Below are 13,473 nucleotides of genomic sequence, written 5' to 3'. Positions count from 1 at the left end.
CCGGAGGGGCCCTTTTCGTTGGACGCGTGTGCGTCGCTCAGTCGCGCTCGCCGCCGAAGATGCCCAGCAGTGCCAGCAGGCTCTGGAACACATTGAACAGGTCGAGGTACAGGGCGAGCGTGGCGCTGATGTAGTTGGTTTCGCCGCCGTCCATGATCTGCTTCAGGTCATAGAGCATGTAGGCCGAGAAGATGCCGATGGCGGCAACCGAGATGACCAGCATGCCGGTGGTCGAGCCGACGAACACGTTGATGATCGCGCCGATCATCAGAACCATTGCGCCGACGAACAGGAACTTGCCCATGCCCGACAGGTCGCGCTTGATGACGGTGGCCAGCGAGGCCATCACGAAGAACACGCCAGCGGTGCCGCCGAATGCCGTCATGATGAGTTCGGACCCGTTCTTGAAGCCGAGCACCATCGCGATCAGGCGCGACAGCATCAGGCCCATGAAGAACGTGAATGCCAGCAGCACGGGCACGCCGGCCGCGGAGTTCTTGGTTTTCTCGATGGCGAACATGAAGCCGAAGGCACCGCCGAGGAAGACGATAAGGCCCAGGCCACCGGTGAGCGAGCGGGTGATGCCGGTGCTGACGCCGACCCAGGCGCCCAACACGGTGGGCAGCAGGCTCAGTGCGAGAAGCCAGTAGGTATTGCGCAGCACGCGCTGGCGCTCAGCCTGCGCCAATGGCTGGCCGTAGCCGGAAGAAGTGTCTAGGGTGGTAACGCGGTCGTTCATGGCCGGAGCTCCTGTGGTTGCTGCATGACGCAGTTGGGCGCATTCTAGGGGGCCGCAAGAGGGGGTACCGGAAAAACCGTATGCGGGGTGTTCCCAAGCCCTGAAGGCGCCCCTGGCGCCATGGCCGTTATGCTCTCGGGTTTCACGCAAACTGAGCTCATCCATCATGAAGACCAAGTCATTCCTCGAACTCGCCGACGTCAAGACCATCGCCGCAGCGGCCGAAGCCGAGGCTCTCAAGAACAACTGGGCAGTGACCATCGCGATCTCGGACGACGCCGGCAACCTGCTCTGGCTGCAGCGCCTGGACGGCGCGGCGGCCCTGTCTTCGCACATCGCTCCCGCCAAGGCCCACACGGCAGCCATGGGGCGACGCGAAAGCAAGGTCTACGAGGACATCATCAACGGTGGCCGGACCGCGTTCCTTACGGCGCCTGAAGTGCAGGGCCTGCTCGAAGGCGGCGTGCCGATCGTGAAGGACGGCCACGTGATCGGCGCAGTCGGCGTGAGCGGCGTGAAGTCGAATGAAGACGCGCAGATCGCCAAGGCCGGCATCGCGGCTCTGGGCCTCTGAGTTTTCTCCGCACAAAGCAAAACGCCGACTTCGAGGTCGGCGTTTTTGTTTGGGCTGCTTCAGCGTGGAAAAAAAGCTTGGCTAGTCGGCGAACCGTTGGCTAGCAAAAAACGACCCTTCGGAGATGAATCTCCTTGAGTCGCCCCACGATGAAACTTGCGCGAAGGGCGGGCTGGATGACTTACTTGGTCAGGATCAGCTTGCCGAGTTTGGTGGCTTGCAGCCGATAGAGGGAGCCGTTGTGCATGATGCCGACGGTTTTGCTTCCTTTCAGAAGCTCCGTGCTTTCGAGCATCGGCACCGGACGCGTTGCCTGGATCGACGCATGGCCGCCACCCGACTGGTCGAGCGAAGGATGGTTCAGAACAGAAAAGGCATTCGGTGTGGCTGGCATCTGTGGTTCCCTTATCGAAGCGATGAGTGAATGATAATGATTCGCAAGTAGAAGTCAATCGCCGCGATCAACTTTTTTTGCTTGCTCTCTTTCTTTCAGCTCACTTGGGGTCGGGTTCCGTGACAAAACCGATCTTGCGCACGCCGGCTTCACGGGCTTCCGACATCGCCTTGGCCACTCGTTCGTAGCGAACAGCCTTGTCGCCGCGAATGTGGAGCTCGGGCTGCGGCTCCTTGGCGGCTTCTGCGGCCAAGCGACCGGGCAACTCACTGTCGTCGATCTTCTGCTCGTTCCAGTAGTAGGCGCCGTCGGCAGTCACGCTGAACAGGATGTTCTGCGGCTTGGGCTGCTCCGGCTCGCTGGTGGCGCGCGGCAGGTCGATGTTGACCGCGTGCTTCATCACCGGCACGGTGATGATGAAGATGATGAGCAGAACCAGCATGACGTCGACCAGCGGCGTCATGTTGATCTCGTTCATCACCTCATCGGGTTCGTCTTGTGTTCCGAAGGCCATGATGCTCAGCCCTTCTTGAGCGGGACGACGATGGCGTCGCTGCCGCCGCTTTGCACACGCGCGCCGGTCACGAAGTAGGCGTGCAGGTCATGGGCGAAGGCGTTGAGTTTGGTCAGCACGAACTTGTTGCCCCGCACCAGCGCGTTGTAGCCCAGCACCGCCGGAATGGCGACGGCAAGGCCGAGGGCCGTCATGATCAGCGCTTCTCCGATCGGGCCGGCCACCTTGTCGATGGTTGCCTGGCCGGCCGAGCCGATGCTCATGAGCGCGTGGTAGATGCCCCAGACGGTGCCGAACAGCCCGATGAATGGAGCCGTGGAGCCGACCGAAGCCAGGATCGCCAGGCCGGTCTGCAGGCGGGCGGTGAAGGCGTCGATGCCGTTGCGCAGGGCGCGCGTGATCCAGTCGCTCACATCCAGCGCATCGTGCAGGTGGGCCTTGGTGTTGCGGTGGTGCGCGGCTGCCTCGCGGCCTTCGAGGGCGAGTGCGCGGAAGGGGTTGCTGTCGTCCTTGCCCAGCTTGTTCAGGGCGGTGGCGAAGTCTTCGCTGTGCCAGAAGTCCTGCGAGTGCTTGGCGAGACGCTTGTAACGGATGACGTCGAGCGCCTTGACGATGATGACGATCCACGACGCGAGCGACATGCCGATCAGCAGCACTGCCACGGCCTTCGTGACGAAATCGCCCTGATTCCAGACGTTCATCAAGCCGAATTGAGAATCCATGCGTACTACTCCAAAAAATTACTGGGAAAGATTGAACCGGATGGGCGCCTTCAGCATGTAGACCGTGGCCTCGTTGGCCCCCGGTTGCTTGAATGGCGTCACTTGCGAAGACATCAACGCTTCGCGCGCGGCCTGGTCGAGCCGCTCGTAACCGCTGGACTTGAAGATTTCCGCCCGCTTGGGAATGCCCGCGCTGTTGAAATACACCGCGATGACCACGACGCCGGATTCGCCCAGGCGCCTGCTCATTGCAGGGAACACGACGCGCGGTTCGCGCACGTATTGCGTCTGGCCTTCGCTGATTTCGACCAGCTTGGGCGCCGGCGGTGCGGGGGGCGGCGCCGGCGGCGGCTCCGGAGCGGGTGGCGGAATGGGCGCTGGAGGCGGAGGCGGCTCGACGCTGCCCGTGGGGGCGTTCGGCGCAGGCGTCGGTTTGGGCTCCCGGATCGCCTGGGGCCGCGGAGGCGGCGGCACCTTGGCCACCTTTTTCTCCGGCGGAGGAGGCGGGGGCGGTGGTGGTGGCGCCGGCTTGGGCGGTTCGACGAGCTGGCTGATGATCTCCACGGGGATCACCACTTCGGCGGCACGGCGCAGCAACCCGCTCTGGAGCGCCCAGAGCGCGGCGGCGTGAAACAGGACGACCCCGCCGGCAATGACGACATTGCGCGAAAGGCCGAAGAGGGAAGGAGGGGGGGCGAAGCGGTCAGACACGATCAACCATTCGAATGCGGGCACCCCCAAAGGTGCCCCGATTGCAGCAAAACCGCTACGAAGACGCCACAGGCGCTACTTGCGAAAGATCCACCAGACCGAGCCTGCGACGAAGATCAGGCTGCCGCCGAGTGCCGAGACGAGTTCCATGCTTTGCTTTCCTTGATGGAGTTGGCAAGCTGGATCGCTCTCGGACCCGATTCGCAATTCAATGCGGCAACCGGGTGCGAAGCGCTGCACTGCGCGACGATATCGCGCGCGCAACCTTCACATTGGCCACACTGGGTGGCGACGCCAAGCTCGAATTGCACTTCGTCGAAAGTCATCCCGGCGCGCACATGGCGTGCGATTTCGCGGTCGGAGACTCGGCGGCAGACACAAACGATCATGGCGGTGAAAGCGGCAGTTGGCTGGCTGTTGGATGTGGGCGATTATAAATAAGAATCCATCGCATTCACAATAACTATGTGTTACTGATTCATGCAACACCCGGCTTCCTGGAGTCAGACCTCCGACCAGAGCCGCAGCAGGTTGTGGTAGTGCCCTGTCAGCGCCACGGTTTCCTCGCATTCGCCGAGGCGTGCACGAAGCTTCTGGATGTTCTGGTCGAGCTCGAAAAGCATCCCGCGCTGCTGATCGCTGCGGACCATGCTCTGCAGCCAGAAGAAGGAGCAGATCCGCGCACCGCGAGTCACCGGATGCACCCGGTGAAGGCTGCTCGCCGGATAAAGGATGAGGTCTCCCGCCGGAAGCTTCACCTCGTGTGAACCGTAAGTGTCGATCACCTCCAGCTCTCCCCCCTCGTAGTCTTCCGGATCGCACAGGAAGAGGGTGCAAGACAGGTCGGTGCGCAATTGCTGCCCGGTGCCAGGCAAGGCTCGCACCGCGCCGTCGACATGGACGCCGTAGTGCTCGCCTCCCTCGTAGCGATTGAAAAGCGGCGGCACGAAACGCGATGGAAGAGCGGCCGAGAAGAAGAGCGGGTTCCGCGCCAGTGCCGCCAGCACGATGCTGCCCAACTCCTTGCCCACAGGAGAATGCTCCGGCAGCTGGCGGTTGCGCTTGACCTGCGCCCCTTGCGCCCCCACCGTTTCGCGTCCATCGGTCCATTGCGCGGCGTCGAGTGCGGCGCGCATCTCGCGCACCTGCTCGGGGCTCAGCACTTCGGGCACATGCAGCATCATTTTCAGGAACTCCGCAATGAGAAAAGCCCCGGCGCGGGCCGGGGCTCGAGTGTCGCACCGCACCGGGTCGGCCCGGTGCACGCGAGAAGGACCGTCAGAACGCGAAGTTCGCGGTGATCTTGGCCGATCGGGGGATGCCCGGCGTGTAGCGGTAGCCGCTCTTGTTGATGGCCGCCACGTAGTCCTTGTTGAACAGGTTGTACACGTTCAGCTGGATGTCGATGTTCTTGTTGATGCGATAGGAAGCCATCGCGTCGAACACCCAGTACGAGTCGACATACGCTGGCGTGCCCACCGCGCCGTCGGTGCCGCGCTGCAGCTTGCCGTTGTAGCGCGCGCCGCCGCCCAGCGTGAGGCCGAACGGGAACTGGTAGGTGGTCCAGAGCGTGAAAGCCTTCTTCGGCGTGTAGGCGAGCGCAGTCGAGCCGTCCGCCAGCACCGAGGGGCCGCTCAGCACACGGGTGTTCATGGTGGTGAAGCCCGAACTCACGCCCCAGTTGTCGGTCAGCGCGCCCGACACACCGAGTTCCACGCCCTGCACGCGCTTCTTGCCGGTCTGGAAGTACTGCTGCGTGACGGAGTCCTGCACGACCTCGTTGCTCACGTCGGTGCGGTACAGCGCCGCCGTCAGGGCCACGCGCTTGTTCATCACGTCCCACTTGGTGCCGAGTTCGTAGGTCTTGGCCTTCTGCGGAAGGAAATCGGTGCGTCCGGCGCTGTTGCCGGTGCCGCCGGCGGCCAGCTGGAAGTTGGCGCCGCCCGGGGGCTGCGCGGCGGTACCGTAGGCCGCGTAGACGCTGCTGTTCTCCGTCGGCTTGTAGACCAGGCCGATCTTGCCGGAGAGCAGGTTGTCCGACAGCTTCAGGTTGGTCGGCGTGACCGTCGAGGTCTGCGGGCCGTTGCCGGTGCGCGCCAGCGTCAGCGCAGTGGCGTTGTAGGTGGTCGAGTAGTGGTCGTAGCGCAGGCCGGCGGTCAGCTGCCATTGCTCGTTGAACTTCAGGGTGTCGAAGGCGTACAGGCCGATGGTGTCGGTGCTGCCGTCCGAGCCGGTGCCGTTGGCGATGCGGTTGTAGCCGGCAACGTACGGGTTCGGGTTGTACAGGTTGGCGGCGGGCCAGGAGCCGGCGGCTGCCAGCGTGGTGCCCACGCTGGCGAAGCCCTGCGTGTAGAAGTTGTTGGCCGTCTGCTTCTCGCGGATGAATTCGAGGCCGCCGTTGAACGAGTGGCTGATGCTGCCCGTGTTGAACTTGGCCGACACGCTCGTCTGGTTGGTGAAGATCGTGTTTTCCTGGTCCTTGTTGGTGGGCAGGTTGCGCGTGATCGTCCAGCTTGCCGGGATCGTCGGGATGACGGTGTTGATGAAGCCGGAATTCACGGCGGGCAGGGTGCCGACGCCGTTCGTCGAGGTCAGTCCGCCGCCCATGAACGACGTCAGCATGTAGTCCTGCGACGTCTTGCCGTAGCGCGTGGTGTTGCGGATGGTGATGTCGGGCGTGAGGTCGTGCTCGATGCGCGCGGTGAACATGTCGGCCGTCACGTTGTCGAAGTCCGAGCTGGTGCCGTAGAAGTTGCTCGAATCCACGCGCGGCGCGTAGTTCAGGTAGGTGCGGCGGGCCAGGCCGCGGGTGATCGCGGTGGCGTCGGGCGTGGTGTAGCCCGGCAGGCCGATGGTGGGGACGCCGCCGTCGGGGACGTTGTTCTGCTTGACGTGCAGGTAGTCGAGGAAGATGCGCGTCGGGCTGTTCAGGCCGAGGGCGAGAGAAGGCGCGATCGCCCAGCGCTTGTTCTTGACGAAGTCGCGGCCGGCCACGCCGCCGTCTTCGCTCACTGCATTGAGGCGGAAAGCCGCTCCGATGCCGTTGGCACCGCTCAGCGACTTGTTCCAGTCGACGCTGCCGCGCTTGAAGTCGGCGCTGCCGAAGCTCAGCGAGCCCAGGAAGCTGTCTTCCATCGACGGCTTCTTGGTGACGAGGTTGATGTAGCCGGTGGGCGAAGTGCGGCCCACGTCGGTGCCCGACGGGCCCTTCACGACTTCGACCTGGTCGATGTTGAAGATGTCGCGCGAGACCGAGCCCAGGTCGCGGATGCCGTCGACGAAGATCGCGCTGGAGCTGTCGAAGCCGCGCATGAAGACAGCGTCGCCGGTATTGGTGTTGCCGTTCTCGCCGAGGAAGAAAGTGCCCACGCCGGGGGTGTTGCGAAGCGCCTCGGTCAGCGTGGTCGCGCCCTGGTCGCGAATGATCTGTTCCTTGATGACCTGGATGGTCTGGGGCGTGTTCACGAGAGGAGCGGTGAACTTGGGGTTGGCCGAGTTGTCGGCCTTGTAGTCGGTGACTGCGGAGTCCTGCACGCGCACTTCAGGCAGCGCCCCACCCGATTGGGCCAGGGCGCCGGGAGCCGCAATGGCCATCAGCGTTGCGGCGGCGGCGCCAGAAAGATGTGGAACGGCACGCGCAACAGGGTGTTTGCGGCTCTTGATGTAGGCCATGAAGTTTTCTCCGAAAAGGGCGGGCGTCAGGACTCGACTGGCGGTGTCCGCACGACCTGGATTCCTTGGAGAAATACGAGGGAGGACTGGCTGGGTGAGTCGATTTGCGAATGTTCGTAAATCGCTGCGAATGATATTGGTTCTCAATACTAAAATTGACACCCGAGCGAAACTAAGCCGAAAGTTGTGTCAATTTCGTTGCGGCCCAACAACGCGAGCGAAACAGTTGGCCTTCTTCAGTAGACGTCTCGCCGATAGCGGCCGCTGGCCGCGAGTTCGATGAGCTGCGCCTCACCCGCGATCTGGCGCAACGCCGCATCCACGCCCGAGGCCATTCCTTGAAGGCTGCCGCAGACGTAGATGGCGGCGCCATCGCGCAGCCACTGCAGCAGGGTGTCCGCCGACTGCAGCAGCCGGTGCTGCACGTAGAAGCGATCGGCCTGGTCGCGCGAGAACACCATGTCCAGGCGCTTCAGCGTTCCGTTGGCCTGCCATGCCTCGATCTCATCGCGATAGAGGAAGTCGTGCGCCACCTGGCGCTCCCCGAACACCAGCCAGTTGTCGTGCCTGCCCATGGCTGCACGCGCGCGAAGGTGCGCGCGCAACCCGGCGATGCCTGTGCCGTTGCCGATGAGAATCAGCGGCCGTGCTTCGTTGCCGTCGAGGCGGAAGCTCCGGTGCTCCCGCACGCGTAGCGCCACCGTGTCGCCGATGCCCAGGGTGGACGTGAGCAGTCCCGAGGCCGCGCCGAGCGTGCCGTCCGGATGCCGCTCCTGCCGCACGAGCAACTGCAATTCGCCATCGGCATGCACCGAGGCGATGGAGTAGTCGCGCGGGCGTTTCGGATCGCCCGCGACGACCACCTGCGCAAGATCGCCCGAGGCCCAGTACGGCAGCGGTCCGCCGGCCTGAGGCACCAGCCCGAGATGGAAGACCGGCCAGCCCGCGCTGCCCGGGTTGAGATGCTCGCGCGAGACGAGCCGCCATGGAGCGAAACCCGCGCCTTCGGCATCGCCTGCGGATGCGGGCGGGTCTCCCCAATGCGCATGCCATGCGGCCAGCGCGGCCGGGTCGCTGTTGTCGACCTCGATGCGATCGAATTCGCGCCTGGCGCCCGCGGCCTGCAGCCACTCGTCGAGCGCACGACCGAAGCCGCAGAAGTTGGCGTACTGGCGGTCGCCGAGCGCCAGCACGGCGTAGCTCAGCGAAGACAGTGCCGGCGATGAATTCATCACCCGTTCGACGAACACGCTGGCGCCGTCCGGCGAATCGCCTTCGCCATAGGTGCTCGCGATGAAGAGCGCGCGGGGGGCAGCTGCCAGCGTCGATGCATCGAGCGCGTTCAGCTCCATCGCGCGCGCCGGCGTATTCGCCGCACTCAGCTGCCGAGCGGTCTGCCACGCGATGGCTTCGGCCTGGCCGGTCTGGCTGGCGAACAGCACGAGAACAGGAGCTTCGCCGCTGCCTGCCGATAACGCCGCCGAGTCGCGCGCAGCTTCGGCCTTGCGGCTGCGCTCGCGCAGGTAGATCGACGCACAGAGCGCTGCATACGCCGCGACGGTGGAAACCGCGGCCAGTGCGCGCCAGGCGAAGTCGTTCATGCAGCGGCCGCTGCGGGCCAGGCGCGCGTGGTCTTCGCCTCTGGCGCCGGATCGCCGTGGCTCACGAACAGCGCGGCGATCTCGTGCCGCTGCGCGAAGTCGAATCCTTCTTCCGGCCCGAGCACCGTCAGCACGGTGGCGAGCGCATCGGCCTGCATGCACTCCGCGTGAAGCACGGTGACGCTGGCCAGCGGGTGCGCGGCCGGCTCTCCGGTTCGCGGATCGATGGTGTGCGACCAGTGGCGCCCCTCGTGCGAGCGCCGGTGCCATCGGTCGCCCGAGGTGGCGATGGCTGTGTCCGCGAGCGCCACGCGGCGCGCGCCGGAAGGATCGCCGTCGACGAGCACTTGCCAGGGCTGCCCTCCAGGGCGTTTCCCGATGCCCCGCAGTTCTCCGCCGACCTCGAGAAGCGCGTCGGCGATATCCAGTGTGCCCAGGGCTTCGATGCCGTGGTCCACCGCGAACCCTTTCGCGATGCCCGAGAGATCGAGCGTTGCGCCCCCGGGCTGCAGGAGCGAGCCTTCCCCCTCGTCGAACGCCAGCCGGGACCAGCCGACGCGCCCGCGCGCTTCGGCCAGCGCGGCCTCGCCGGGCAGACCCGCCTGTTCCGCTTCCGGCCCGAAGCCCCAGCACGCGACCAGCGGACCCACGCTCGGGTCGATCGCGCCGCCGCTTGCCGCTGCCCACCGGAAGGCACATCGCATGACCGCGGCGAACTCCGGCGGCAGCACATGGCGCGACCCGGCCTGCGCGCGGTTGAACCGGCTGATGTCCGAGTCCGGCTCCCAGTGGCTCATCTGCGCGATCACGCGGCCGAGCGCTGATTCCACGGCCTCCCTTACCCGCGCCAGCGGCAGCATTCGCGGATTGTCGAAGCGCAGCGACCAGGTGGTGCCCATGGTCTCGCCGCCCAGTTGCTGGAGCGTCGCGGGATCGGCGGGGCGTGGAACGGCCGCGTTGGCGTAGCCGCCAGCGCGCCAGGTGCTGAACGAAAGGCCCAAGGGAGAAGGTCCGCTTCGTTGTTGCGGCCTCAGGGCATCACTTCGAGGGTGGCCGCGTAGCTCAGGCGGCGCTCCCTGGCCTGCGGCACCGTGGTCTTGTTGTCCTTGGTGCTGGCGTCGAGCCAGTACATGCCGGCGGTCGGCCAGGTCACGCTGAACTGGCCCTTGTCGTCGGTCTTGAGCTTGATTTCCTCGAGCTTGTCGCGGTACTGCGTGTTGCCCGCGGTCACCGTCACCTCAAGCCCCTTGGCGGGCTGCCCATCGAGGTTCAGCGTGAAGGTGGCTTTCTCGCCCTTGACCAGATCGGTCGGACTGCCGGCGGCGATCAGCTCCAGGCCCTGGCCGACCGGCTTGAGCGCGGAAGGCTTGCCGACGGTCACGAAGGTCTCGATGCGGCCCGACGACTGGGTGACGCTCACGTCCTGCGCATCGGCCGGAATTTCCTTGCCGATGGTCTCGGCCGTGCCGCGCGCTCGCTTGGTCTGGCCCGTGGCCTTGTCCTTCCAGCTCGCGAAAGCTCCGGCGTTGATCACGGCGATGCGGTAGGTGCCAGCCTGCGCGACGCTCACGTCGAACACGTTGCGCAACTTGAGCTTGGCTTCGGTCTCCGGCTTGACGGTGCTGCCGTCGGGCGCTGTGATCTGCAGACCGTCGAGGCGCAGCGGCGCGTGGTTGGCGACGAACAGGTCGTTGGACACGGCGGCGTCGACCGTCACGGTATCGGCCTTGGAGAACACCGTGGACGAGGGCAGCAGCCAGGCGTTGTGCGCCTGGGCGAGCGATGCGGCGGCCGACAGGGCGATGGCGACGGAAGCGAAGCGCAGATTGAAGCGGGTCATGGCGGTTCCTTTGTGATGTGGCGGGCTGGTCGTTGAAGGAAGGAGATCAGGGCTTGAGTTCGAGCCTGATCTCGCCGAGTTCTTCCTTGCCCGTGGCGGTCGGCTGTGCCGCTGCCGTCGGGGGCCACTGGAAGGGGATGCTCACGACCTCGCGGCCACCGACTTCGCGCGCGGCCTCCACCACGAGCTTGTATGCGCCAGGAGCGAGCTTGGGCATGGGAGCCGTGCCTTCGGTGAAGCTCAGCTGGTGCTTGCCGGCGGGCTTGGTCGCGCCCGTCACGCCGTCGACCGGCACGGAGAGCTCGCGGCCGCCGCGGCGCCACCACTGGCGCATGTCCTTCAGCCACTTGGTGCCTTCGCCCTCCGGGTTGTTGGTTTTGGTGCGCACGTCGTACCACACGGCCAGCGTGCCGGCCACGGTGTTGTCGGCGCGCTCGATCCAGGTTGCCACGTAGGGACGGTGGTACTCGGAGACGTTCAGCCGTGGGATCTCGATGTTGACGGCCAGCCCCGACGCGAAGGCCGGAGCCGCGAACAGCGCCGACATGGCCAGCGGCGCGAGTGAGTAGCGAACGTGCACGGGAAACCTCTTTCCTGGATCTGGATGAATTGATGAACGAAATCAGTGAATGAACAGCAGCGCAAGCAGCACGGGCACCACCAGCCCCATGCCGACCATCGGCCAGGTGAACGGCCGGTTGCCCGCATGCATCTTGAGAATGAAGAGGCCGGTGATCGAGAACACCAGGGCCGCGCCCGCGAAGATGTCGATGAACCAGCTCCAGGCGGCGCCAGTGTTGCGGCCCTTGTGGAGATCGTTGAAGTAGGAGAGCCAGCCGCGATCGGTGCGCTCGTACTCGATCTCGCCGTCGGACAGGCTCAGGCGCAGCCATGCGTCGCCGCCGGGGCGGGGCAGCGACAGGTAGATTTCGTCGTCGGACCACTCTGCCTCGCGGCTGGCGGTGGAGATGTCCCAGTGCTTCTGCACCCAGGCCTGGAGTTCAGGGGGCAGGGGAGCCTTGCCCTTGAGGGCCTTGGCGGCGGGCAGCTGCTTTTCGAGCTGGGCGCGCAGCGCCTCGTCGATCGAGCCGTTCAGCCGGGTGACGACCGGCTTGGCCTCGATCTGGCTGGCGTGGTTGAGGGTGAATCCCGTCACGCTGAACAGGATCATGCCGATGAGGCAGATGGCCGAGCTCACCCAATGCCATTCGTGCAGGGTCTTGAGCCAATAGGCACGGCGGCGGTTGTCGGGGCGGATCGCAGTCATCGAAGGCGCGGATTCTATCCGTGCGAATGAGAATGACTGTTATTCGTGGCGGGTTAAGTTACGTAAAGCAATAAAAAACGGGACCGAAGTCCCGTTTTGCTGGCGGCAGCGAAGCCGGCCTTATTCGAGCTCGCCCATCTGCGACTGCAGGTAGTTCTGCAGGCCGACCTTGTCGATCAGGTCGATCTGGGTTTCGAGAAAGTCGATGTGCTCCTCGGTGTCGTCCAGAATCTCCTGGAGCAGGTCTCGCGAGACATAGTCGCGCACCGATTCGCAATGCGCGATGCCGTCCTTGATGGTGGCCTGCGCGCCGGTCTCGGCACCGAGGTCGCAGCGCAGCAGTTCGGGCACGTCTTCGCCGATGTTCAGCTTGCCCAGGTCCTGCAGGTTCGGCAGGCCGTCGAGCATGAAGATGCGGTCCATGAGCTTGTCGGCGTGCTTCATCTCGCCGATAGATTCCTCGTATTCCTTCTTCGCGAGCTTGTCCAGGCCCCAGTGCTTGAGCATGCGGTAGTGCAGGAAGTACTGGTTGATCGCGGTCAGCTCGTTCTTGAGCTGAGCCTGCAGGTGTTCGATGACTTTTGCGTCGCCCTTCATGGCTTTTTCCTTGTTCTGAAAGCGGTGATTGTCAGAGGCGGAAAGGAGCGCTTGCAAGCAATCCCATGCTGCGCCGGTCTGCATGCGTGTGATGGTGATACACGTTCGTATTGATGGTGTGTCAGGCGTATTTCGCAGTCATCGAAAACATAGCGAGTCCCAATACTTTTAATAGGTGATAACTATGAATATTGGAGGATTGGTAGTTATACTCATGGCTCGCCCTTATCTTTGTTCATCCGCAGCATCCAAGGAATCAACATGTCCCTGATCAATACCCAAGTTCAGCCCTTCAAGACCCAGGCCTACCTCAATGGCAAATTCATCGAAGTTTCCGACGAGTCGCTCAAGGGCAAGTGGTCCGTGCTGATCTTCATGCCGGCGGCTTTCACCTTCAACTGCCCGACCGAAGTCGAGGACGCGGCCGACAACTACGCCGAGTTCCAGAAACTGGGCGCCGAGGTCTATATCGTGACCACCGACACGCACTTCTCGCACAAGGTCTGGCACGACACCTCGCCGGCCGTCGGCAAGGCCAAGTTCCCGCTGGTCGGCGACCCGACCCATGTGCTGACCAACGCCTTCGGCGTGCACATCCCCGAAGAAGGCCTGGCGCTGCGCGGCACCTTCGTGATCAACCCCGAAGGCATCATCAAGACCGCCGAAGTGCACTCCAACGAAATCGCCCGCGACGTGAAGGAAACGCTGCGCAAGCTGAAGGCAGCGGTCTACACCGCCGCCCATCCGAACGAAGTCTGCCCGGCCAAGTGGAATGAAGGCGACAAGACGATCGCCCCGTCGCTGGACCTCGTCGGCAAGATCTGAGCGTCACCCGCGCGAAA

The 13,473-nt window shown here is 64.4% G+C and carries 16 protein-coding genes; 2 read left to right on the top strand and 14 right to left on the bottom strand.

Annotated elements, in window-relative coordinates; all coding sequences use genetic code 11:
- Positions 1-37 precede the first annotated feature (37 nt).
- Entirely contained in the window at positions 38-739 is a 702-nt protein-coding gene (locus EJP67_RS32855; RefSeq protein ID WP_126025899.1) for a Bax inhibitor-1/YccA family protein, read from the bottom strand.
- Between the two features lie 166 nt (positions 740-905).
- On the opposite strand from EJP67_RS32855, the gene EJP67_RS32850 reads away from it, so the two are divergent.
- Positions 906-1,313 carry a GlcG/HbpS family heme-binding protein gene (locus EJP67_RS32850; RefSeq protein WP_081268676.1) on the top strand — a complete coding sequence of 136 codons (408 nt, stop codon included), beginning with the start codon at positions 906-908 and terminating at the stop codon, positions 1,311-1,313.
- Between the two features lie 181 nt (positions 1,314-1,494).
- On the opposite strand, the gene hemP is transcribed toward EJP67_RS32850, so the two are convergent.
- The 13 genes from hemP to bfr form a co-directional block, all read right to left on the bottom strand.
- Positions 1,495-1,707 (bottom strand): hemin uptake protein HemP, encoded by a 213-nt coding sequence (gene hemP, locus EJP67_RS32845; protein WP_019655899.1) that lies wholly within the window; start codon positions 1,705-1,707, stop codon positions 1,495-1,497.
- A 100-nt stretch (positions 1,708-1,807) separates the two neighbouring features.
- Complete coding sequence (locus EJP67_RS32840; RefSeq protein ID WP_126025898.1) at positions 1,808-2,221, bottom strand: ExbD/TolR family protein; 414 nt, start codon at positions 2,219-2,221, stop codon at positions 1,808-1,810.
- A 5-nt stretch (positions 2,222-2,226) separates the two neighbouring features.
- Positions 2,227-2,943, bottom strand: a complete 717-nt coding sequence (locus EJP67_RS32835) for a MotA/TolQ/ExbB proton channel family protein (RefSeq protein WP_126025897.1) — start codon at positions 2,941-2,943, stop codon at positions 2,227-2,229.
- An 18-nt stretch (positions 2,944-2,961) separates the two neighbouring features.
- Positions 2,962-3,654 carry an energy transducer TonB gene (locus tag EJP67_RS32830; RefSeq protein WP_311737056.1) on the bottom strand — a complete coding sequence of 231 codons (693 nt, stop codon included), beginning with the start codon at positions 3,652-3,654 and terminating at the stop codon, positions 2,962-2,964.
- Between the two features lie 116 nt (positions 3,655-3,770).
- Positions 3,771-4,043 carry a (2Fe-2S)-binding protein gene (locus EJP67_RS32825; RefSeq protein WP_126025895.1) on the bottom strand — a complete coding sequence of 91 codons (273 nt, stop codon included), beginning with the start codon at positions 4,041-4,043 and terminating at the stop codon, positions 3,771-3,773.
- A gap of 114 nt (positions 4,044-4,157) precedes the next feature.
- On the bottom strand, positions 4,158-4,838 hold the full coding sequence (locus EJP67_RS32820; protein ID WP_126025894.1) for a Fe2+-dependent dioxygenase: 681 nt from the start codon (positions 4,836-4,838) through the stop codon (positions 4,158-4,160).
- A gap of 94 nt (positions 4,839-4,932) precedes the next feature.
- Positions 4,933-7,326 (bottom strand): catecholate siderophore receptor Fiu, encoded by a 2,394-nt coding sequence (locus tag EJP67_RS32815; RefSeq protein ID WP_126025893.1) that lies wholly within the window; start codon positions 7,324-7,326, stop codon positions 4,933-4,935.
- A 236-nt stretch (positions 7,327-7,562) separates the two neighbouring features.
- Entirely contained in the window at positions 7,563-8,927 is a 1,365-nt protein-coding gene (locus EJP67_RS32810; RefSeq protein WP_126025892.1) for a sulfite reductase subunit alpha, read from the bottom strand.
- Positions 8,924-9,928 carry an FAD:protein FMN transferase gene (locus tag EJP67_RS32805; protein WP_126025891.1) on the bottom strand — a complete coding sequence of 335 codons (1,005 nt, stop codon included), beginning with the start codon at positions 9,926-9,928 and terminating at the stop codon, positions 8,924-8,926. The genes EJP67_RS32810 and EJP67_RS32805 overlap by 4 nt, the downstream gene beginning before the upstream one ends.
- A gap of 29 nt (positions 9,929-9,957) precedes the next feature.
- Complete coding sequence (locus EJP67_RS32800) at positions 9,958-10,767, bottom strand: DUF4198 domain-containing protein (protein WP_126025890.1); 810 nt, start codon at positions 10,765-10,767, stop codon at positions 9,958-9,960.
- A gap of 46 nt (positions 10,768-10,813) precedes the next feature.
- On the bottom strand, positions 10,814-11,314 hold the full coding sequence (locus tag EJP67_RS32795) for a DUF2271 domain-containing protein (protein WP_301508341.1): 501 nt from the start codon (positions 11,312-11,314) through the stop codon (positions 10,814-10,816).
- A gap of 75 nt (positions 11,315-11,389) precedes the next feature.
- A complete protein-coding gene (locus EJP67_RS32790) occupies positions 11,390-12,034 on the bottom strand; it encodes a PepSY-associated TM helix domain-containing protein (protein ID WP_126025888.1) in 645 nt (214 codons plus the stop codon).
- Between the two features lie 120 nt (positions 12,035-12,154).
- Positions 12,155-12,631, bottom strand: coding sequence for a bacterioferritin (bfr, locus tag EJP67_RS32785; protein ID WP_126025887.1), 477 nt, complete (start codon positions 12,629-12,631; stop codon positions 12,155-12,157).
- A 261-nt stretch (positions 12,632-12,892) separates the two neighbouring features.
- Here bfr and ahpC point away from each other — a divergent pair, with 261 nt between their 5' ends.
- Positions 12,893-13,456 carry an alkyl hydroperoxide reductase subunit C gene (gene ahpC, locus EJP67_RS32780; RefSeq protein ID WP_126025886.1) on the top strand — a complete coding sequence of 188 codons (564 nt, stop codon included), beginning with the start codon at positions 12,893-12,895 and terminating at the stop codon, positions 13,454-13,456.
- The last annotated feature ends 17 nt before the right edge of the window (positions 13,457-13,473 follow it).

The organism is Variovorax guangxiensis (genome assembly GCF_003952165.1).
GTDB lineage: Bacteria > Pseudomonadota > Gammaproteobacteria > Burkholderiales > Burkholderiaceae_C > Variovorax > Variovorax guangxiensis.
The sequence above is the reverse complement of the archived record's forward strand: the minus strand, read 5'-3'. Positions and strand labels throughout refer to the sequence as shown.